Origin of the sequence: Terracoccus luteus (genome assembly GCF_003635045.1) — a bacterium.
GTDB classification, from domain to species: Bacteria; Actinomycetota; Actinomycetes; order Actinomycetales; family Dermatophilaceae; genus Terracoccus; species Terracoccus luteus.
The window spans coordinates 305,628-324,815 of record NZ_RBXT01000001.1 but is presented as its reverse complement, the minus strand read 5'-3'; the positions used below and the strand labels follow the sequence as shown (position 1 = coordinate 324,815).

The window sequence follows — 19,188 nt, the reverse complement described above, 5'->3', positions numbered from 1 at the left end:
CCCGCGATGGTCGCTGGCCGGATGCCGGGCGGCGTCGCTCGGCGCGACCGCCCGGCATCCGGGGGGCGGGCACGTCACCACACCCGGAGGGTGAGGTGACGTCCGCCTGGTGAGGGCGCACCCCGCGGGTCGGGCACGTCGTGCCCGGCCCGACGGGGCATGTCCCTCAGTACTTGCGCGAGGGCAGGGCCTTCTTGGCCTGCTCCTGCGTGAAGGTCGTCTCCTCGGTGACGACGCGCTCGGGCACCGACTCCCCGGCGACGACCTTCTTGGCGAGGTCCATCAGCTGCGTGCCGAGCAGCGGGCTGCACTCGACGATGAAGTTGATCTTGCCCTCGGCGAGGGCGGTCATGCCGTCCTTGACGGCGTCGACCGTGATGATCTTGATGTCCTTGCCGGGCACCTTGCCGGCGGCCTCGATGGCCTCGATGGCACCGAGACCCATGTCGTCGTTGTGGGCGTAGACGACGTCGATGTCGGGGTTGCTCTTGAGGAAGGCCTCCATGACCTGCTTGCCGCCCGAGCGGGTGAAGTCGCCGGTCTGGCTGGCGACCACCTTGATCTGCGGGGCCGCCTTGATGGCCTCGGCGAAGCCCTCCTTGCGGTCGATGGCGGGGGCCGCACCGGTGGTGCCCTGCAGCTCGACGACGTTGACGGCGCTCTGGCCCTCGCTGTCCTTGACGAGCCACTCGCCGGCTTTCTTGCCCTCGGCGACGAAGTCGGAGCCGAGGAAGGTCTTGTAGAGCGAGGTGTCCTCGGAGTCGACCGCGCGGTCGGTGAGGATGACGGGGATGTTGGCGCGCTTCGCCTCGAGCAGGACCGTGTCCCAACCCGTCTCGACGACCGGGCTGAAGGCGATGACGTCGACCTTCTGCTGGATGAAGCTGCGGATCGCCTTGATCTGGTTCTCCTGCTTCTGCTGCGCGTCGGAGAACTTCAGCTCGACCCCCGCCTCCTTGGCGGAGTCCTGCACGTTCTTCGTGTTGGCGGTTCGCCAGCCGCTCTCGGCCCCGACCTGCGAGAAGCCCATGACGAGCGCCTTGTCGCCTGCGCCGGCCCCGCCGCCGGTAGACCCGGAGCCCGCCGCGTTGCCGCCACCACCGCACGCGGCGAGGGCCGCGACGGCGACGGCGCTGACGGCCACCGGAAGGATCTTCTTGAGCATGTGGATCTTCCTCCATGTTCTTGGCGCCGTCGTTGGCGCCGAGGTGCGGTCGACGTCGTCGTCCCGCCGTGACCGTCGGGTCACTCAAGGCACGAGTGTGAGCGTTAACATCACCACGTGTCAAGCGTTTCTGAGAACAAAAACCGGGGTCCCCGTGATCGTGTCCGAGATGCTTTGTTAACGCTCACTTTCACCTTCACGCCCTCGGCGGCCTCGACGCAGGTCTCGATCCGCGGGACGTGCCGGGCGGGTCCACGGGTCCGGGTCCGGTAGCTCGACGGGAGGCGTTACGGTCTCAGCCTGCCCGGGGGCCTCCGACACCCCCGGCCGCCCCACCCCGGCATCCGAGAGGCGCGTCATGACCATCCCCACGTCCCCCGCCGAACCGGTGGTCGTCACCGCACCCGGCATCGCCGTCGAGCTCGTCCCGTTCGGGGCCGCGGTCCGCCGGCTGCTCGTGACGGATGCCGGTGGGCGCACCGTCGACGTCGTGCTCGGCCACCGGGACGTCTCGGCCTACGACGGGCGCGGTGGCTACCTCGGCGCCGTCGTGGGGCGGCTGGCCAACCGGCTGGGGGGCGCCGGCTTCGACCTCGACGGTCGGCACCACGACGTCACGGCCAACGAGGGCACGACGTCGCTGCACGGGGGGCTCGAGGGCTTCGACCAGCGCCGGTGGGACGTCGTCTCGCGCACCGGGTCGTCGGTCACCTTCGCCCTCGACAGCCCCGACGGCGACCAGGGCTACCCCGGCCACGTCCACGTGGAGGTGACCTACGCGGTCGAGGCCGGGCGCGTCTCGATCGCGTACGTCGCGACGACCGACAAGCCCACCGTGGTGAACCTGACCAACCACGCCTACGTCAACCTCACCGGCGAGGGCTCGGGCCCGGTCGACGAGCACCGGCTCACGGTTCCGGCCTCGCGCTACACCCCGGTCGGCGCCGACCTGCTGCCGACGGGTGAGATCGCCGACGTCTCGGAGACCCCCTTCGACCTGCGGGAGGCGACCCGCCTCGGGGACGCCCTCGACCGGGGCGGCGAGCAGCTGCGGTACGGCGGAGGCATCGACCACAACCTCGTCGTCGACGGCGCGGGGATGCGCGAGGTCGCCCGGCTCGAGGCACCGTCGGCGCCGACCCTCGTCGTCGAGTCCGACCAGCCCGGTCTGCAGGTGTACACCGGCGCCCACTTCGACGACACGGTGGTCGGGGTCGGGGGCCGCACGTACGGCCCCCGCGCGGGGATCGCCCTGGAGACGCAGGGCTTCCCCGACGCACCGCACCACGACGGGTTCCCCTCGGTCGTGCTGCGACCGGGCGAGACGTACCGAACGACCACCGTGTGGACCTTCAGCTGACCGACCCGTCGAGAGGCCAATTAGGCACCGTCGAGAGGTCAGTCCGCCCGGATGCCGGTGGGCGCGGCGGGTGCGCCCGCCGCGCTCGGCGCAGGCGACGGGGCCGCAGGGCCGATCAGGTGTCGGGCGAGGTGCTCGAGTCGGCGGCGCCACCGGTGAGGGGGTCGCGACCGTCGGTCGTGCGTCCGCCTGCTCCGGCGCCGGCGATGGCCGTGCCCGAACCGTCCGGGGTCAACGTGTCGTACGGGATCTCGCCCGAGCGACGACCGTGCCCACCCTGGTCGACGGTGGTGGTCTCCGCCTCGGAGTTGAGGGTGTCGTGGTCCTTGCGGCCGTCGGCCCGACGCTTGCGGGCCCCGAACACGGCGAAGCCGGTGATCATGCCCACGATGAAGAGGGCCATGATGATGAGCCCGACTCTGTCTCCCATGACGACTCCTTACCCGGCGCCCGTCCCCGGGCACCGTCCTCCTTGATCGTAGGACGGTCGCGGTCGCCGCGCGCGGTCCGACGTCCCCGGGAGCGTCGCGAAAGTGGCGCCGACGGGTCGGATTGTCGAAGGCGGGGCCGGCCGGCCTACGTGTCCGGCGAGTCGCCCGAGTCGCTGCCGCCGTTGGTCAGCGGGTCGCGCGCATCGGAGGTCACGCCCCCGGCGCCGGCGCCCGCCACGGCGGTGCCCGACCCGTCGGGGGTGAGCCGGTCGACGGGGATGCCGCCCGACCCGTGTCGAGGGTCCTCGTCGCGCAGCTCGCGCTCGGTCGACGTCGGGTCGTCGTTGAGCGTGTCGTTGGCGGGCTTGCCCCCCGGCGACTTGCTGCGGTTGAGCAGGAAGGCGCCGGCGAGCAGCACGACGATGATGAGCACCATGACGATGAGTCCGGTCGCGTCTCCCACGTCCTGCACCTCTCCTTCGCACCGGCACAACCCGGGCCATCCTCGGCGGCGCGAACGCAGCCTGACGCCAGCGGGCCGCTGACCGTCAGCACTCGCATACCCGGGTCGGCACCCGGGTACTCGCGCGCGTTGCCCAGGATGCCGGGACGTGGGATCATCGATACTGACCGTTCGGTCTGTTAATCGATCACCGTCGACCGCCTCGTCCGGAGGACCCCCATGACCGCACCGACGACGCCCGCCGGCCCACCGGCATCCGTCACCACCGCACCGGCGCCCGACGTCGACGCCGACCTCGCCGACGGGCTGGCCGCCGACTTCGAGGCCACCGTGGCACGGGGCGACCGCATCGAGCCGCGCGACTGGATGCCGGAGAAGTACCGCGCGACGCTCGTGCGGCAGGTGGCGCAGCACGCGCACAGCGAGATCATCGGCATGCAGCCCGAGGGCAACTGGATCACCCGGGCACCGTCTCTGCGACGCAAGGCGATCCTGCTCGCCAAGGTGCAGGACGAGGCGGGTCACGGTCTGTACCTGTACTCGGCGTGCGAGACACTCGGGGTCTCCCGGCAGGAGCTCACCGAGAAGCTCGTCAGCGGCAAGCAGAAGTACTCCTCGATCTTCAACTACCCGACGCTGTCGTACGCCGACGTGGGCACCATCGGGTGGCTCGTCGACGGCGCCGCCATCTGCAACCAGGTGCCGCTGTGCCGCACGTCGTACGGGCCCTACGGCCGGGCGATGATCCGCGTCTGCAAGGAGGAGTCGTTCCACCAGCGCCAGGGCTACGAGCTGCTCAGCACGATGATGCGCGGCACGGATGAGCAGCGCGCGATGGTGCAGGAGTCGGTCGACCGCTTCTGGTGGCCCGCCCTCATGATGTTCGGACCGCCCGATGCCGACTCGCCGAACACGGCGCAGTCGATGGCGTGGGGCATCAAACGCGACACGAACGACGAGCTGCGCCAGAAGTTCGTCGACATGACGGTGCCGCAGGCGGCCGCCCTCGGCGTGACCCTGCCGGACCCCGAGCTGCGCTGGGACGAGGAGCGCGGCCACCACGACTTCGGTTCCCCCGACTGGGACGAGTTCATGACGGTGGTCAAGGGCGGCGGGCCGTGCAACGCCCAGCGCATCGCCCACCGCCGCGCCGCCCACGAGGACGGCGAGTGGGTGCGCGACGCCGCGCTCGCCTTCGCCGCCCGCTCGCGGGAGCAGGTCAGGGCGTGACCACCGATCCCGGCACCCCTGGCGCCCCTGGCACCCACGAGGCGAACGGCCCCACCGGCACCCCGACCGGGCGCGACTTCACCGCCGAGGGCGGCCACGGGGCCGTCCCGCTGGCCGGTGTCGAGACCGGGCTCGGCGAGCGCCCCCGCGCGGAGTGGCCCCTGTACGAGATCTTCGTCCGCGGCAAGCGCGGCCTCAACCACGTCCACGTCGGCTCCCTCCACGCCGCCGACGACGAGATGGCCGTGCGCCACGCCCGTGACGTCTACACGCGTCGCAACGAGGGCGTGAGCATCTGGGCGGTCCGCTCCGACGCCGTCGTCGCCTCCAGCCCCGACGAGAAGGACCCGCTCTTCGCGCCGGCCGGCGACAAGGTCTACCGGCACCCCACCTTCTACGCCATCCCCGACGACGTCCCCCACATGTGAGCGAGCGATGAGCGAGAACACCACTCCCGCAACGGGACCCGCGTCATCCGACGCCGTCGACCACGAGTCCGTCTACGACGGCCTGCTCGGCGGCGACGACTCCCAGTGGGCCTTCGGCACCGACTTCGAGGACCCCCTCGCGGGCGTCGACACCACTCTCCCGGAGGGTGCCGACGCCGCGACCCTCGCGGCCTACTGCCTCATGCTCGGCGACGACGCCCTCGTCTACTCGCACCGCCTGTCGCAGTGGACCAGCCGGGCGCCCGACCTCGAGGACGACATCGCCCTCGCCAACATCGCCCTCGACCTGCTCGGCCAGGCGCGCCTGCTGCTCGCCCGCGCCGCCGCGGCCGACCCGTCGGTGGTGCCGTCCCTGCCAGCAGGCTCGCCGGTCCCCCCCGAGGACGCCCTCGCCTTCTTCCGCGACGACGCCGCCTTCCGCAACGTGCGCCTCGTCGAGAGCGAGAACGGCGACTTCGCCGTGAGCACCACCCGCCTCCTCGTCGTCGCCACGTGGCGCCTGGCCCTGCTCGAGCGCCTCACGCAGAGCACGGATGCCGTCCTGCGGGCGATCGCGGTCAAGGGCGTCAAGGAGGTCACCTACCACCGCGACTATGCCGGCCGGTGGTTCGTCACCCTCGCCCAGGGCACTGCCGAGTCGCGCCGGCGCCTCGAGGCCGCGCTGCCACTGGTCTGGCCGCTCGTCGACGAGCTGTTCCGCACGCACCCGCTCGAGGCGGCGGCCGCCGCCCAGGGTGTCGGCGTCGACCCCGCCACCGTCGACGACGAGGTCAGGGCCGTGCTCGCCCACGTCCTCGCGACCGCGGGTCTCGACGCCCCCGACGCCACGGCTGCGCCGTCGATCGGCCCGGTCGCCGGCGGTACCGGTCGCGACGGGCGGCACGGCGAGGTGCTCTCGCGGCTGCTGGCCGAGATGCAGGTCGTGGCCCGGGCCCACCCGATGGGGCGCTGGTGACCGCCGTGACGGCCGCGACCGCATCGGTCACCGAGGGCACGGGACCCGACCCCACGGCATCCGTCGCATCGTCGGCATGCACGGGATCGACGGCATCTTCGGTCGGCGACGGTCTCGAGCTGTCGCGACTGCGCGCCCTCGCCGCGTCGGTGACCGACCCCGAGATGCCGATGCTCACGCTCGCCGACCTCGGGGTGCTGCGCGACGTCCGGGTGCGCGCCGACGGCACCGTCGTCGTCACGATCACGCCGACGTACTCGGGCTGCCCGGCCATGGCGACCATGCGCGACGACCTCGTGCACCGGCTCACCGACGCCGGTGTCGAGCGGGTCGAGGTCGTCGTCAGCCTGCACCCGGCCTGGTCGAGCGACTGGATCAGCGAGGCGGGGCGGGCGGCGTTGCGTCGCCACGGGATCTCGGCGCCGGGTCCCGCCCGTCGCCCGGACGGGCCGATCCCGCTGACCCTCGGGCCGGTCCACCGCGACCTCGTCTGCCCGCGCTGCGGCTCGGCCGCCGTCAGCCTGACGTCGGAGTTCGGCCCCACCTCGTGCAAGGCCCTCTACCGCTGCACCGCGTGCCTCGAGCCGTTCGAGCACGTCAAGGAGATCTGATGACGACCACCGCTCCCCCGGCCGAAGGCGTCGCGCCCGCCGCCGAGCCCGCGCCGCGGTCGGGCCGGGCCCGCTTCCACCCCCTGACCGTGTCGTCGGTCGAGCGACTGACCGACGACGCCGCCGCCGTCACCTTCGCGGTGCCCGACGGGCTGCGCGACGAGTTCGCCTTCGAGGCCGGGCAGTCGCTGACCCTGCGACGGGTCATCGACGGGGTCGAGCAGCGCCGCAGCTACTCGATCTGCGCGCCGGCGGGGTCCGCGCCCCGCATCGGGGTCCGCGAGATCCCCGACGGGCTGTTCTCGCGCTGGCTCACCCGCGAGGTGCGGCCCGGCGACGAGGTGGAGGTGCAGACGCCGACCGGCAGCTTCCGCGCCGACCCGTCGCGCGGTGGACGTCACCTCTGCGTCGCCGCCGGCTCGGGCATCACACCGATGCTGTCGGTCGCCGCGACGGTGCTGACGAACCCCGACGCGGCGGTGACGCTGCTCTACGGCAACCGCACGACGACGTCGGTGATGTTCGCCGAGGAGCTGGCCGACCTCAAGAACCGCTACGGCGCACGCTTCGAGCTCGTGCACGTGCTGTCGCGCGAGCCGCGCGACGTCGACCTCTTCTCGGGCCGTCTCGACGCCGACCGGATGCGACGGCTCATCAGCCTGCTCGTGCCGCTCGACGACGTCGACGACGTCTGGCTGTGCGGCCCGCTCGGCCTCGTCGAGGACGCCCGCACCGTGCTGGGTGAGCTCGGGTTCCCTGCCGACAGAGTGCACTTCGAGCTGTTCTACGTCGACGAGCCCCCGCCCGAGCTGCACCGCGACGAGCCCGAGGCCGCGGGCGACGCGAGCGCCGTGACCGTCGTGCTCGACGGTCGCACGACGACCAGTCCGGTCGCGCGTTCGGTGCCGGTGCTCGACGGCGCCCAGCGCACCCGCAGCGACCTGCCCTTCGCCTGCAAGGGCGGCGTGTGCGGCACCTGCCGCGCCAAGGTCACCGACGGTGAGGTCGAGATGCGCCGCAACTACGCCCTCGGCCCCGACGAAGTCGCGGCGGGCTTCGTCCTCACCTGCCAGGCCCTGCCCGTCACCGACGCCGTCACCGTCGACTTCGACGCCTGACCCGTCGCGGGCCCACTTCCCGACGCCCACCCGTGGGAGTCCATGGGCACAGGTCAGGTTGCGAGACCGTCCGGTACGCCACTGCGTGGGAGCATGGGCCATGCCCACCGCTCCGGCCTCCGCCCCGGTCTCGCGTCGTGGCCGACCAGGCCACGACCGAGCCGCGGTGCTGCAGCGGGCGGTCGAGCTGTTCAACCGGCAGGGCTACGACGCCACGAGCGTCGGGGACGTCGCCGCCGCCCTGGGTCTGACGAAGTCGGCGATCTACCACCACTTCCCCAGCAAGGAAGCGCTGCTCTCGGCCGCGCTCGACGAGGCCCTCGACGGGCTCGAGGCCGCCATCGACCGGGCGGTCGCAGGCAGTGACGTGCTCACGCAGGACGAGGGACCGCACACCGCGGCGCCGACCGCCTACGCCCGCCTGCACCGGGCCGTCGAGGAGTCCGTGCACGTGCTCGTCCGTCATCTCCCGGCGGTCACGCTGCTGCTGCGGGTCCGTGGGAACAGTGCGGTCGAGACCGCCGCGCTCGACCGCCGTCGGGCGCTCGACGACCGGCTCGGCGAGCTGGTCCGTGCCGCGGTGAAGGAAGGCGCACTGCGCCACGACCTGCCTCCCGACGTCATCACCCGCCTCGTCTTCGGCACCGTCAACTCGTTGACCGAGTGGTACCGACCCGGAGGTCCCGTCGGCGCCGACGAGGTGGCCCGCTTCGTCACCACCCTCGTCTTCGACGGCCTCGCGGACGGCGACCGCGCCTGACGCGACGGCGTCCCACCGGCATCCACAGCACTGCCCGCAGGGGGCGTCGGGAAGTGGCCTCTCGACGCTTGAGGCGGGTGGGGGACGCGCTGCTCTCGTAGGCTCGGCGGGGTGACGACCACGCGACCGACGCTGACCGTGCTCGACGACTACCAGGGCGTCGCCCTGACCAGCGCCGACTGGGGTCCGGTGCGCGAGTCGCACGACGTCGTCGTGCTGCGCGACCACCTGCCCGACGAGGATGCCGTCGTGGCCGCCCTCGAGGGCAGCGAGGTCGTCGTCGTGATGCGCGAACGGACGCCGTTCCCGGCCTCCACCCTGGCCCGGCTCCCCCGGCTGCGGCTGCTCGTGACGACGGGGATGCGCAACGCCGCCATCGACGTCGGCGCGGCCACGGCACGGGGCGTCACCGTGAGCGGCACGACCGGCAGCAGCACCGCCGTGCCCGAGCTGACGATCGGCATGATGATCGCCCTCATGCGCGGGTTCGCCCCGGAGGACGCCGCGGTGCGGGCCGGCGGCTGGCAGCACACCATCGGCCCCGGCCTCTCCGGCCGCACGCTGGGCATCATCGGGCTGGGCCGCCTCGGCGTCCCCGTCGCCCGACTGGCCCAGGCCTTCGGAATGCGGGTCATCGCCTGGTCGCCGAACCTCACGCCCGAGCGCGCCCGTCCGCACCAGGTCGAGGCCGTGACCAAGACGGAGCTGTTCGCGCAGTCGGACGTCGTCACCCTGCACCTGCCGTTGTCCGAGCGCAGCCGGGGCCTCGTCGGGGCCGACGACCTCGCCCGCCTGCGCCCCACCGCCTACCTCGTCAACACCTCCCGGGGCCCGATCGTCGACGAGGCGGCCCTGCTCGAGGCGCTGCAGGCAGGACGCATCGCCGGCGCCGCGCTCGACGTCTACGAGCGCGAGCCGCTTCCCGCCGACGACCCCTGGCGCTCCGCACCCCGCACCCTGCTGCTGCCGCACATCGGCTACGTCACGACCGACGTCTACCGCGAGTGGTACGGCCAGGTCGTCGAGGACGTCGTCGCGTGGCGCGGCGGCGAGCCGCTGCGCGTCGTCACCCCGTGACGGCCGCGCCCGGCACGCGTCAGCGGATGCCGCTGCGCGCGAACCCCTGCACGAAGTAGCGCTGGAAGACGAGGAAGAGCAGCACCATCGGGCCGACGTTGATGAGGGCGAAGGCCATCGTCCCGCCGTAGTCGGAGCCGAACTGGCCCTGCAGGTACAGCAGCCCGATGGGCAGCGTGTACAACGCGTTCTCCTTGAGCGCGATGAGGGGCCAGGCGAAGTCGTTCCACGTCTGCAGCAGGTTCATGAAGAACAGCACGGCGAGCAGCGGCTTGGACAGCGGCAGGACGATGCTGCGGAAGATCCGGGCGTGCCCGGCGCCGTCGATGCGCGCGGCGTCGATGATGTCCTTCGGGATCGACAGGATGAACTGCCGGGCGAGGAAGACCCCGAACGCCGACGCCGCGGTGGGCAGGATGACGGCCCAGTACGTGCCGTAGAGGCGGGCGTCGGACACGAGCCGGAACAGCGGCACCATGATGACCTGCACCGGCAGCATCAGCGTCGACAGCGCGAGCAGGAACAGCACGTTCGAGCCGCGGAAGCGCAGCTGCGCGAAGGCGTAGCCCGCGAGCATGCTGATCGTCACGGTGATGAGCGCGACGGTCAGCGCGATGGCGACGGAGTTGCCGAACCACGTGGCGATCGGGAACGAGGAGAACACGCCGCGGAAGTTCTCGAGCGTGAACGACCGTGGCCACAGCCGCAGGTCTCCGCCGAGCAGCTCGGACCGCGTCGACAGGGCGACGACGACCATCCAGTAGAGCGGGAAGAGGATGACGAGGCTGATCACCACCGCCGCGAGCAGGCGCAGCCAGTAGCCGGCCCCCCGACCACCTCGGGCGCGCCGGGCACGCTCGGCCCGCGCGCGGGGAGCCGACCCACCGGCATCCTCGCTCGCGCCATCCCGAACCCGGTGGATGCCGGGTGGCTCGGTCACGGGGGCGGGCGCGGCGCCCGCGTCGCTGCCGACGGTCATCTGGGGCCCCTCATTCGACGAGGTCACGGGTACGGCTGGTGCGCCAGCGCAGGACGGTGAAGAGCAGCGTCAGCAGCAGCAGGACGACGCCGATGGCGGCGGCGTAGCCCTGGTCACCGGTGACGAAGCCGTTGTTGTAGGCGTAGGTGACGAGCACCGACGTCGCGTTCTCGGGGCCGCCGTCGGTCATGACGAAGACGATGTCGAACACCTGGAAGGAATAGACGACGTTGAGGATGAGCAGGAAGAAGGACGACGGCCCGACGAGCGGCACCGTGATGTAGCGGAACTGCTGCCAGCGGTTGGCTCCGTCGAGCCGGGCCGCCTCGTACAGCTCGGGGTTGATCGCCTGCAGGCCGGCGAGGTAGATGAGCATGTTGAAGCCGACCCGCCACCACAGGGTGACGAGGACGACCGACGCGAAGGCGGCGGTGCCGTTCGACTGCCACGCCACCGCCGGCAGCCCCACCGACTGCAGCAGCTTGTCGAGCACGCCGGTGTCCTGGTCGAAGATCAGTACGCCGATGAGCGCGGTGGCCACGCCGGAGATGGCCATCGGCAGGATGAGGATCGAGCGGAACAGCCCGCGGGCCGGGAGCACCGAGTTGAGCAGCACCGCGATGCCGAGGCCGATCGCCATCGACAGCGGGGTGACGATGACGGTGAAGAGCACCGTGTTGGCGGTGCTGCGCCAGAACACCGGGTCGGTGACGAGGCGTGAGTAGTTCTCGAGACCGATGTAGCGACCGGTGCCGAAGCCGTCGGTGCGCTGGAAGCTGATGAGCACGGCCCACACGAGCGGGACGAGGACGAAGACGAGCAGCAGCACCATGTTCGGTGCGACGAAGCTGTAGCCGGCGAGGGCCTCGCGCCGCGACCCGGTCCGGGCGCCACGGCGGCGGGCCGGGACGGGGTCGCGGCGCGGGCTCGCGGTCACGAGGCGGTCGCCGCCCCGATGCCCGAGGACATCGACGACAGGGCGGCGGCGGTGTCCTGCCCACCGACGAAGGCCGCCTCGAGGTTGTCCTTGAGCACCGTGATGATCTTCGACATCGACGGCGAGGCGACCTGGCCGCTGTCCTGTGCCTTGACGCTGCTCGCCTGACCGACGAAGACCGGCGACAGCTCGGGCCGGACCTTGAAGTCGATGCCCTTCTCGATGAGGTCGGCCCGGGTCGGGAGCAGCGAGGCGCTCTCGCAGAAGGCACGCATCTGGTCGGCGTTCGTCATGTGGTCGAAGAACTTCGCCACGAGCGCGGGGTTGCGGGCCGCCTTGGTGGCCACGAGCGCGTTGCCGCCGAAGTCGCCGGCCGACCGCTTGTTGCGCGGGGCGAAGGTGGCCCCCCACTCGAACTCGAGGGTCTTCTCCGAGTCGGGGATGAGGAAGGCGCCGCCGAACGTCATCGCCGTCGTCTGGCCGTACCAGAGGTCGGCGGCCAGCTTGGTCGACTTCACCGAGTTGTTCTGGGGCACGAACTTCTTCTCGAAGAAGCTCTTGGTGAAGTCGAGCGCCTCCTTGCCCTGGGCCGAGTCGATGGCCGGGGTCTTGAGGTCCTCGGCGAGGAAGCGTCCGTCGGACTCGAACAGCCACGAGAGCCAGCGGGTGACGCCGTTGCCCTGCCAGTTGACGGCGAGCGGGTAGCGGCTGCCGGGGAGCTTGTCGCGCATCGTCTGCAGCAGCTGAGCGAACTCGTCCCAGGTCCACGCCTGGTCCAGCGACGTGGGCACCGACGTGATGCCGGCGGACTCGAGGAGGGCCTTGTTGTAGAGGATGACCGAGGTGTCGGTGTGGTGCGGGACGCCGTAGGCCTTGCCGCCGTTCTGCACCGCCGCCCAGGCCTGCGGGGTGAAGCGGTCGGAGAAGCCGTCGGCGAGGTGGGGCCCGAGGTCGAGCAGTTGCCCACGGCCGGCGTAGCTGCCGAACGTGTAGTACGGCACGCGGAAGACGTCCGGCGGGTTGCCCGCCTGCAGCTGGGCGTCGATGTTGGTGAACATCTGGTCGTAGGGCACCGCGTTGAGGGTCACCTTCGAGCCGGGGTTGGCCGACTCGAACGAGCTGATGGCGGAGCGGAACCCGGCCAGCTCGCTGTCGGTGCCCCACGTGGTGAAGGTGATGGTGTCGGTGCCCGAGGGCTGGCTGTCGCTGCTGCTCGACGGGGCGAAGCCGCAGCCGGCGAGCACCGCCGGAAGGCTCACGGCGCCCGCGGCGGCGAGGAAGTGGCGGCGGTCGAGATCCATGGTGGTGCTCCTGCTCGTCGGGCTCTGTGAGTACCCGGTGAGGGCACCCCGTTCACCTTCGGGCCGCCACCTCCCCCCGGCGCGCCGAGACGCGACCGCGTCCAACCATCGAGACCTGCCCGAGACCTGCCGTGACTCGACCCGCGGCCGGGCGTGCCCGGGCGAGGCCCGCCGGCCACCGGACGGGGACCCGCCGGGCGCCGGGAGGCCCGGTCACATCTCCTCGTGCGTCTCCGGGTCGCCGCCGAACAGACGGCCGTCGGGTCGACCGAGCGCGGTGATGGCGTCCATCTCCTCGGCGGTCAGGCCCTCGCCGAAGCCGTCGAGAACGTCGAGGTTGGCGCGCTGCCGCTCGGCGTCGCCCGACTTCGGCAGCGGCAGCGACCCCAGCTGCAGGTGCCAGCGCAGGATGACCTGGGCGGGCGTCACGCCGTGGGCCTCGGCGGCCGCGGCCACCGGGTCGGCCCCGAAGGGCGCGCTGCGCTTGCCGAGCGGGCTCCACGCCTCGGTGAGCACGCCAAGGCGCTCGTGCACGCGGCGCAGCGCCTCCTGCGGGAAGAGCGGGTGCATCTCGACCTGGTTGACGACCGGGACGACCCCCGTGGCGTCGACGACGTCGCGCAGGTGGGCCTCGGTGAAGTTGCTGACGCCGACCGAGCGGACGAGGCCGCGCTCACGGCACGCGACGAGGGCGCGGTAGGCCTCGACGTAGAGCCCCCGGCTCGGGTTGGGCCAGTGGATGATCGCGACGTCGACGTGGTCGAGCCCCAACCGCTCGAGCGACCCCTCGACCGAGGCGAGCGCCCGGTCGTACGCGTGGTCGCGGCCCGGCACCTTGGTCTGCACGACGAGCTCGTCACGCGGCACGCCCGAGCGCCGGACGGCCTCGCCGACCTCGGCCTCGTTCTCGTAGTTGACCGCCGTGTCGAGCAGTCGGTAGCCGGACTCGAGGGCGGTCGTCATGGCCCGGATGCCGTCCTCGCCCTTGAGGGGGTAGGTGCCGAATCCCACTGCGGGCAGGGAGGTCCCGTCGTTGAGGGTGTGCTCGGCGGGAGGGGTGGCGGGGGCCGGTGAGGTCGACGTGGTCATGCTCCCACCCTAGGACGGGTGGGTCAGGACGCGTCGAGCTCGAGCAGGCCGCCGGGGCGGAGGATGGCGCGCGAGACCGTCTTGTAGCCGACGGTGTCGAAGAGCACGGTGAGCCGGTCGACCTCGACCTGCATGACGACGCCCCGACCCCACTCGTCGTGCTCGACCTCGGCGCCCGTGGTGAGCGGACCGGTCTCGTCCGGCTGCTCCTGCGCCGCGGTGCCCTTCTCGCACGTGTCGCAGTGACCGCAGGGCTCGGCCAGCTGCTCGCCGAAGTAGCCGAGCAGCACCTGGCGCCGGCATCCGGTCGTGTCGGCGTAGCCACGCATCATCTCGACCCGTGACCGGGTCAGCCGCTGGTGCGCCTCGGCCAGCCCGACGGCCACGGCCACGGCGGCCTTGACCGCCACCGACCGGTCCGACCACTCGAGGCCCCGGCGGCTGCCCGTCCCGGCCGGCAGCGCCGCACCGGCCTGCTCGAGCAGGTCGAGCGCCCGCTGCGCCTGCGCCCGTCCGGCCTTGGCCCTGCGCAGGATCTCGGCCGGCGACAGCGGCCCGTCGGCCACGTGCAGCAGGGTGGCGACGTCCTTGAGGGCGGCCTTCGGCGGTTTGCTCGTGGTGAGGAAGTTCTGGATGTGCTCGTCCTCCGGCCGGTAGAACATCCGGGCCGTGGCGGGGTCCCCGTCACGCCCGGCGCGCCCGACCTGCTGGTAGTACGAGTCGAGCGACTCGGGCAGCGAGGCGTGCACGACGAAGCGGACGTCCGGCTTGTCGATGCCCATGCCGAAGGCGGACGTCGCGACGACGACGTCGACGGTGTCGTCGAGGAAGGCGTCGTGCACGCGCGAGCGCTCCTCCCGCTTCATGCCGGCGTGGTAGGCCAGCGCGGTGACGCCACGCTCCACGAGGGCGGCGGCGCACTCCTCGGTGGCGGCCCGGCTCGCGGTGTAGACGAGTCCGCGCTCACCGCGCCCCACGGCATCCGTGACGCACTCGAGCACCCCCGCCCGCTTGTCGTCCTCGGTGACGGCGAGGCTCACCTCGAGCCGGATCTCCGGCCGGTCGAAGCTCGCGACGACGCGGGCGGCCCCGTCGATGCCGAGGCGCTCGACGATGTCGTCCTGCACCGGTGGCGCGGCGGTGGCCGTCAGCGCGACGACCGGCGGGCGGCCCAGACGCTCGATCGCGGGGGCGAGACGCAGGTAGTCGGGGCGGAAGTCGTGACCCCACGAGCTGACGCAGTGGGCCTCGTCGACGACGACGAGGGTCACGCCGAGGGCGGCGAGGCGGTCGACGACCTCGCCCTTCGCCAGCTGCTCGGGTGACAGGAACACGAAGCGGGCCTCGCCCGACTCGAGCCGGGCCCAGGCGTCGCGCAGCTCGGCCGCCCGCTGCTGCGAGTTGACGACGACGGCGGCCGGGGCGCCGGCCTCGCGCAGCCCGTGGGCCTGGTCGCGCTGCAGAGCGAGCAGCGGCGACACGATGACCGTCGGTCCGTCGAGCAGCAGCGTCGGCACCTGGTAGACGGCCGACTTGCCCGACCCCGTGGGCAGCACGGCGAGCACGTCGCGCCCCTCCATGAGGGCCTGCATGGCCTCGAGCTGGCGCGGGTGCAGCTCCTCCCAGCCGAAGACGTCGACGGCCGCCTTCTGCAGCGGGGCCGTGAACTCGGTGGTGGCGACGAGCGCCGGCTTGCCGGCGTCGATGTCGGGGCCGGCGTCGTGGTCGTGATGGTCGGGCACGAAGCGGTCGTACCCCCCGACCGCCGAGGCAAACACCCGTGGATGCCGGTGGGCGACGTCGGTGCTCGCGCACCGCGGGTGGCGGGTACGTCCGCTGTCATGACGAACCACCTCACGGTCGCCGTGCTCGGCACCGGCATCATGGGCGCCGCCATGGCGCGCAACCTCGCCTCGGCGGGCCACGACGTGCGGGCGTGGAACCGCAGCAGGGACAAGGCGGAGCCGCTCGCGAACGACGGCGTGACGGTCGCCGACTCAGCTGAGGAGGCCGTGCGGGGGGCTCAGGCCGTCGTCACGATGCTCCACGACGGCGAGGCGGTGCGCCAGGTCATGGCGTCCGCGGTCGCCGGGGTCGAGCGGGGTGCGGTCTGGCTGCAGGCGACGACGGTGGGGCTGGACGACCTCGACGACCTCGCGTCGCTGGCTCGCGAGCGCGGCCTCGTGCTCGTCGACTCCCCCGTGCTCGGCACCCGGGGCCCGGCCGAGGCCGGCGAGCTCGTCGTGCTCGCGGCGGGGCCGCAGGAGGGCCGCGACCGCGCCGCCGCCGTCTTCGACGCGGTCGGCTCGCGCACGACGTGGACGGGCGAGACGCCCGGGGCCGCGACGCGCCTCAAGCTCGTGGCCAACAGCTGGGTCATCGCGGTCACGGCCGCCGCGGGCGAGACGCTGGCGCTGGCGCAGGGCCTCGGCGTCGACCCCGACGACTTCCTCGCCGCCATCGAGGGCGGACCGCTCGACATGGGCTACCTGCGGGCCAAGACCGGCCTCATCCGTGAGGGTGGCCTGTCACCCGCCCAGTTCGCGGTGACCACCGCCGAGAAGGACGCGCGGCTCATCGTCGGCGCCGGTGACGACGCCGGGGTCCGGCTCGACGTGGCCCGGGCGGCCGCCGACCGTCTCGGTCGGGCGGCCGCCCTGGGGCACGGAGACGATGACCTCGCCGCCGCGTACTACGCGAGCTTCGGCAGCGAGGGTGCCCCCGCGGGTGCCCCCGACGGGGGTGTCGACGACACGGACTAGGAGAGGTACCGCTTGGCGATGCGGGCGAGCGTGACCTGACCGACGGCCCGGAACGGGTGCAGCGGGTCGGGTGCCACCGACCCGGTCGGACCGCCGAGCTCGGTGTGGGCCACGGCGCTCATCACGGTGTACGCGTCGTGCCGGCTGTAGCCGTGCTCGTCGGTGAGCGCGGCGAAGAGGTCCTCGTAGGCTCGGTCGATGGAGTCCTGCACCGGGTCACCGAGACCGACGCAGACGAGCTCGTCGCCGGTGTCGACGCGGGGCGCCCGCAGGCCCATGCCCTTGACGAGGTCGACGCTCACCGTGGCCCGGCCGGCGATCTCGATGGCGACGAACGAGCTCTCGCCCCGGGCCATCACGGCGTGCAGGTCCCCGATGGCCAGGCGGGCACCGGCGACCTCGACGGGCAGGTAGACGGTGGAGCCGGGGCGGGCGTCGGTGAGGTCCATGTTGCCGCCCGTCGGGTACGACGGCATGACCGTCGACATCTCGCCCCGGGCCGGCGCGACGCCGATGCAGCCGATCATCGGTGCGACCTCGCAGTCGAACCGGTCGGTGAGCGTCACCCGGCCGTCGCGCACGGGGACGCGGCGCACGTACCACTCCTCGCCCATCGGGCGGGTCAGGGCACCGGCTCCGGGGATGTAGACCGACCAGCCGTGCTCGGCCATCTCGATGTCGTGGATCGTCACGGCGAGCGCGTCGCCGGGCTCGGCCCCCTCGACGTGGACGGGCCCGGTCACCGGGTTGATGGTGGCCGTCACCCGGGCGAGGTCGCGGTGCTCCTCCATCTGCGCGTAGGCCGCGTCGTCGGTCTCGAAGGTGATGCGCTCGCCGGTGCCGGGCTCGACGGTGAGCACCGGCTCGTGGTCGGCCGAGTAGCCCGCGTGGGCGTGGTCCTTGGTGATGAGGTGCGTGGTGGTCATGGGCGTCCCTCGGTCGTCGACGGGTCGGTGGAGTGCGACGCGGCACGCTGCCGCGCGGTGGCTGCGGGACCGGGCTGACCGGCATCCTCGCTCGTGGTGACGTCGCCGAGCTCCGTTGCGCTGTCGGCGCGGTGTTCAGGGAGGATGCCGATCCCCTTGCGGCTGTAGTACGCCAGCACGAGGACACCGATGGCGAGCCAGACGAGGCCGCCGATCTTCGCCGCGGGCTCGGCGTTCCAGAGGACGAAGCCGATGATGGCGAAGCCGATGACGGGGCCGACCCAGTGCAGCAGCACGTTGCCCGAGCGGCGGCGCACGCCGTAGTAGGTGACGACCGAGACGTGCAGCAGCAGGAACGCCGTCAGCGCGCCGAAGTTGACGAGCGAGCTGATGAGCCCGATCTGGCCGACGAAGAAGAGGCCGAGCACGAGGGTGATGCCGGCGACGAGCAGGATGGCGCGCTCGGGCACCTTGCTGCGGGGGTTGATGTACGCGAGGAAGCGCGGCAGCTGGCCGTCACGGCTCATCGAGAACAGCAGGCGCGACGTGGCGCTCTGGGCGGCGACGGCGTTCGCGATGCCGACGGCGAGGGCGTTCATCGCGAGGAAGGCGATCTGCCAGCCGTTTCCGCTGATGCGCCCGACGATGTCGAAGAAGGCGTTGCCCGCCTCGTCCTCCGGGAAGGAGGTCGTGTTCGGGATGAGCATGCCGGCGAGCCAGGTCTGCGAGACGAAGAAGAAGGCGACGAGGAACAGCCCGCCGATCATGGCGATGCCTGCGGAGCGGTGACCGCCCTTGCTCTCCTCCGACAGGGTGGCGATGCCGTCGAAGCCGAGGAACGACAGGACGGCGATCGACAGGGCGGTGGCGACGAGGGGGGCCGAGAAGCTGGCCGAGTCGAAGATCGGCTTCGTCGTCACCTCGGCGCCACCGGTGCCGTTCGCGATGGCCACGACGGCCATGACGACGAAGATGACGATGAAGAGCACCTCGGCGGTGAGGAAAAGGCGGTTGACGACGGCGGTGAACGAGATGCCGATGTAGTTGACCGCCGTGTTGACGACGAGGAAGAGCAGGATCCACGCCCACTTCGGCACCGACGGGAAGATGCCCGACATCGACTCCGCCGCGAAGACGTAGAGCAGCGTCGGGACGAGGAGGTAGTCGAGCAGGATCGTCCAGCCCGCGATGAAGCCGAGCTTGGGGTGGATGCCGCGCCCGACGTAGGAGTAGACCGAGCCGGCGATCGGGAAGGCCCGGCTCATCTGCGCGTACGACAGCGCGGTGAAGACCATCGCGACGAGGCCGATGAGGTAGACGAGGGGCACCATGCCCTTCGCCTCGTTGTAGACGGTGCCGTAGATCGCCCACGGCGCGATGGGCACCATGAAGACGAGGCCGTAGATGAGCAGGTCGGTCGTGGACAGGCCACGGCTCAGCTCCTGCTTGTAGCCGAACTGGGCGAGGTCGCCCGCCCCGGGGGCGTGCCGGTCGGTGGTGGACATGGGGGTGCTCCGATTCGCGTGGTGGCCGGGTGCGGGCCGGTGGGTCTGTGCGGTGCGGGGGCCGGCGGAT

19 protein-coding genes are annotated in these 19,188 nt (G+C 72.1%); 9 read left to right on the top strand and 10 right to left on the bottom strand.

Annotated elements, in window-relative coordinates:
• Positions 1-166: 166 nt before the first annotated feature.
• On the bottom strand, positions 167-1,165 hold the full coding sequence (locus tag DFJ68_RS01595) for an ABC transporter substrate-binding protein (RefSeq protein WP_121030477.1): 999 nt from the start codon (positions 1,163-1,165) through the stop codon (positions 167-169).
• A gap of 358 nt (positions 1,166-1,523) precedes the next feature.
• Between DFJ68_RS01595 and DFJ68_RS01590 the strand changes: the two genes are divergently transcribed.
• Positions 1,524-2,525: an aldose epimerase family protein gene (locus tag DFJ68_RS01590; RefSeq protein ID WP_121030475.1), complete on the top strand. Its 1,002-nt coding sequence runs from the start codon at positions 1,524-1,526 to the stop codon at positions 2,523-2,525.
• A 115-nt stretch (positions 2,526-2,640) separates the two neighbouring features.
• Here DFJ68_RS01590 and DFJ68_RS01585 read toward each other — a convergent pair whose 3' ends face one another.
• Both DFJ68_RS01585 and DFJ68_RS01580 read right to left on the bottom strand, forming a co-directional pair.
• Complete coding sequence (locus tag DFJ68_RS01585) at positions 2,641-2,955, bottom strand: hypothetical protein (RefSeq protein WP_121030473.1); 315 nt, start codon at positions 2,953-2,955, stop codon at positions 2,641-2,643.
• A 146-nt stretch (positions 2,956-3,101) separates the two neighbouring features.
• Complete coding sequence (locus DFJ68_RS01580; RefSeq protein ID WP_147431489.1) at positions 3,102-3,419, bottom strand: hypothetical protein; 318 nt, start codon at positions 3,417-3,419, stop codon at positions 3,102-3,104.
• 219 nt (positions 3,420-3,638) lie between these two features.
• Between DFJ68_RS01580 and paaA the strand changes: the two genes are divergently transcribed.
• The 7 genes from paaA to DFJ68_RS01545 all read left to right on the top strand — a co-directional run bounded on the left by paaA (position 3,639) and on the right by DFJ68_RS01545 (position 9,619).
• Entirely contained in the window at positions 3,639-4,649 is a 1,011-nt protein-coding gene (gene paaA / locus DFJ68_RS01575) for a 1,2-phenylacetyl-CoA epoxidase subunit PaaA (RefSeq protein WP_121030468.1), read from the top strand.
• Between the two features lie 110 nt (positions 4,650-4,759).
• Positions 4,760-5,077, top strand: a complete 318-nt coding sequence (gene paaB, locus DFJ68_RS01570; protein ID WP_184510387.1) for a 1,2-phenylacetyl-CoA epoxidase subunit PaaB — start codon at positions 4,760-4,762, stop codon at positions 5,075-5,077.
• A 7-nt stretch (positions 5,078-5,084) separates the two neighbouring features.
• Entirely contained in the window at positions 5,085-6,053 is a 969-nt protein-coding gene (gene paaC, locus DFJ68_RS01565; protein WP_121030464.1) for a 1,2-phenylacetyl-CoA epoxidase subunit PaaC, read from the top strand.
• Complete coding sequence (paaD, locus tag DFJ68_RS01560; protein WP_245963385.1) at positions 6,050-6,664, top strand: 1,2-phenylacetyl-CoA epoxidase subunit PaaD; 615 nt, start codon at positions 6,050-6,052, stop codon at positions 6,662-6,664. The genes paaC and paaD overlap by 4 nt, the downstream gene beginning before the upstream one ends.
• Positions 6,664-7,782 (top strand): 1,2-phenylacetyl-CoA epoxidase subunit PaaE, encoded by a 1,119-nt coding sequence (gene paaE, locus DFJ68_RS01555; protein ID WP_121030462.1) that lies wholly within the window; start codon positions 6,664-6,666, stop codon positions 7,780-7,782. Before paaD ends, paaE begins: the two co-directional genes overlap by 1 nt.
• Positions 7,783-7,882: 100 nt before the next feature.
• Positions 7,883-8,542, top strand: a complete 660-nt coding sequence (locus DFJ68_RS01550) for a TetR/AcrR family transcriptional regulator (protein WP_121030460.1) — start codon at positions 7,883-7,885, stop codon at positions 8,540-8,542.
• A gap of 111 nt (positions 8,543-8,653) precedes the next feature.
• Positions 8,654-9,619: a D-2-hydroxyacid dehydrogenase family protein gene (locus DFJ68_RS01545; RefSeq protein ID WP_245963384.1), complete on the top strand. Its 966-nt coding sequence runs from the start codon at positions 8,654-8,656 to the stop codon at positions 9,617-9,619.
• A gap of 19 nt (positions 9,620-9,638) precedes the next feature.
• Here DFJ68_RS01545 and DFJ68_RS01540 read toward each other — a convergent pair whose 3' ends face one another.
• From DFJ68_RS01540 to DFJ68_RS01520, 5 genes are all read right to left on the bottom strand, one after another.
• Complete coding sequence (locus DFJ68_RS01540) at positions 9,639-10,598, bottom strand: carbohydrate ABC transporter permease (RefSeq protein WP_121030458.1); 960 nt, start codon at positions 10,596-10,598, stop codon at positions 9,639-9,641.
• A 10-nt stretch (positions 10,599-10,608) separates the two neighbouring features.
• The gene (locus DFJ68_RS01535) at positions 10,609-11,535 is read right to left on the bottom strand and encodes a carbohydrate ABC transporter permease (protein ID WP_245963383.1); all 927 of its coding nucleotides are present in this window, start codon (positions 11,533-11,535) and stop codon (positions 10,609-10,611) included.
• A complete protein-coding gene (locus tag DFJ68_RS01530) occupies positions 11,532-12,836 on the bottom strand; it encodes an ABC transporter substrate-binding protein (RefSeq protein ID WP_121030456.1) in 1,305 nt (434 codons plus the stop codon). The genes DFJ68_RS01535 and DFJ68_RS01530 overlap by 4 nt, the downstream gene beginning before the upstream one ends.
• A gap of 213 nt (positions 12,837-13,049) precedes the next feature.
• The gene (locus tag DFJ68_RS01525) at positions 13,050-13,925 is read right to left on the bottom strand and encodes an aldo/keto reductase (RefSeq protein ID WP_121030454.1); all 876 of its coding nucleotides are present in this window, start codon (positions 13,923-13,925) and stop codon (positions 13,050-13,052) included.
• 23 nt (positions 13,926-13,948) lie between these two features.
• Positions 13,949-15,667, bottom strand: a complete 1,719-nt coding sequence (locus DFJ68_RS01520; RefSeq protein WP_245963382.1) for a RecQ family ATP-dependent DNA helicase — start codon at positions 15,665-15,667, stop codon at positions 13,949-13,951.
• Between the two features lie 99 nt (positions 15,668-15,766).
• Between DFJ68_RS01520 and DFJ68_RS01515 the strand changes: the two genes are divergently transcribed.
• Complete coding sequence (locus tag DFJ68_RS01515) at positions 15,767-16,687, top strand: NAD(P)-dependent oxidoreductase (protein WP_121030452.1); 921 nt, start codon at positions 15,767-15,769, stop codon at positions 16,685-16,687.
• Here DFJ68_RS01515 and DFJ68_RS01510 read toward each other — a convergent pair.
• Together DFJ68_RS01510 and DFJ68_RS01505 are read right to left on the bottom strand one after the other, a co-directional pair.
• Positions 16,684-17,613 (bottom strand): acetamidase/formamidase family protein, encoded by a 930-nt coding sequence (locus DFJ68_RS01510; RefSeq protein WP_121030450.1) that lies wholly within the window; start codon positions 17,611-17,613, stop codon positions 16,684-16,686. The genes DFJ68_RS01515 and DFJ68_RS01510 overlap by 4 nt on opposite strands.
• The gene (locus DFJ68_RS01505) at positions 17,610-19,118 is read right to left on the bottom strand and encodes an APC family permease (RefSeq protein WP_121030448.1); all 1,509 of its coding nucleotides are present in this window, start codon (positions 19,116-19,118) and stop codon (positions 17,610-17,612) included. Before DFJ68_RS01505 ends, DFJ68_RS01510 begins: the two co-directional genes overlap by 4 nt.
• Positions 19,119-19,188: the final 70 nt, after the last annotated feature.

What these genes read in the sequence shown, in the direction of transcription:
- paaC (WP_121030464.1), top strand. Translation starts at nt 5,085, where the DNA reads ATGAGCGAGAACACCACTCCCGCAACGGGACCCGCGTCATCCGACGCC.
- DFJ68_RS01540 (WP_121030458.1), bottom strand. Translation starts at nt 10,598, where the DNA reads ATGACCGTCGGCAGCGACGCGGGCGCCGCGCCCGCCCCCGTGACCGAG.
- DFJ68_RS01550 (WP_121030460.1), top strand. Translation starts at nt 7,883, where the DNA reads ATGCCCACCGCTCCGGCCTCCGCCCCGGTCTCGCGTCGTGGCCGACCA.
- DFJ68_RS01510 (WP_121030450.1), bottom strand. Translation starts at nt 17,613, where the DNA reads ATGACCACCACGCACCTCATCACCAAGGACCACGCCCACGCGGGCTAC.
- paaA (WP_121030468.1), top strand. Translation starts at nt 3,639, where the DNA reads ATGACCGCACCGACGACGCCCGCCGGCCCACCGGCATCCGTCACCACC.
- DFJ68_RS01515 (WP_121030452.1), top strand. Translation starts at nt 15,767, where the DNA reads ATGACGAACCACCTCACGGTCGCCGTGCTCGGCACCGGCATCATGGGC.
- DFJ68_RS01530 (WP_121030456.1), bottom strand. Translation starts at nt 12,836, where the DNA reads ATGGATCTCGACCGCCGCCACTTCCTCGCCGCCGCGGGCGCCGTGAGC.
- DFJ68_RS01505 (WP_121030448.1), bottom strand. Translation starts at nt 19,118, where the DNA reads ATGTCCACCACCGACCGGCACGCCCCCGGGGCGGGCGACCTCGCCCAG.
- DFJ68_RS01525 (WP_121030454.1), bottom strand. Translation starts at nt 13,925, where the DNA reads ATGACCACGTCGACCTCACCGGCCCCCGCCACCCCTCCCGCCGAGCAC.
- DFJ68_RS01595 (WP_121030477.1), bottom strand. Translation starts at nt 1,165, where the DNA reads ATGCTCAAGAAGATCCTTCCGGTGGCCGTCAGCGCCGTCGCCGTCGCG.
- paaE (WP_121030462.1), top strand. Translation starts at nt 6,664, where the DNA reads ATGACGACCACCGCTCCCCCGGCCGAAGGCGTCGCGCCCGCCGCCGAG.
- DFJ68_RS01590 (WP_121030475.1), top strand. Translation starts at nt 1,524, where the DNA reads ATGACCATCCCCACGTCCCCCGCCGAACCGGTGGTCGTCACCGCACCC.
- DFJ68_RS01585 (WP_121030473.1), bottom strand. Translation starts at nt 2,955, where the DNA reads ATGGGAGACAGAGTCGGGCTCATCATCATGGCCCTCTTCATCGTGGGC.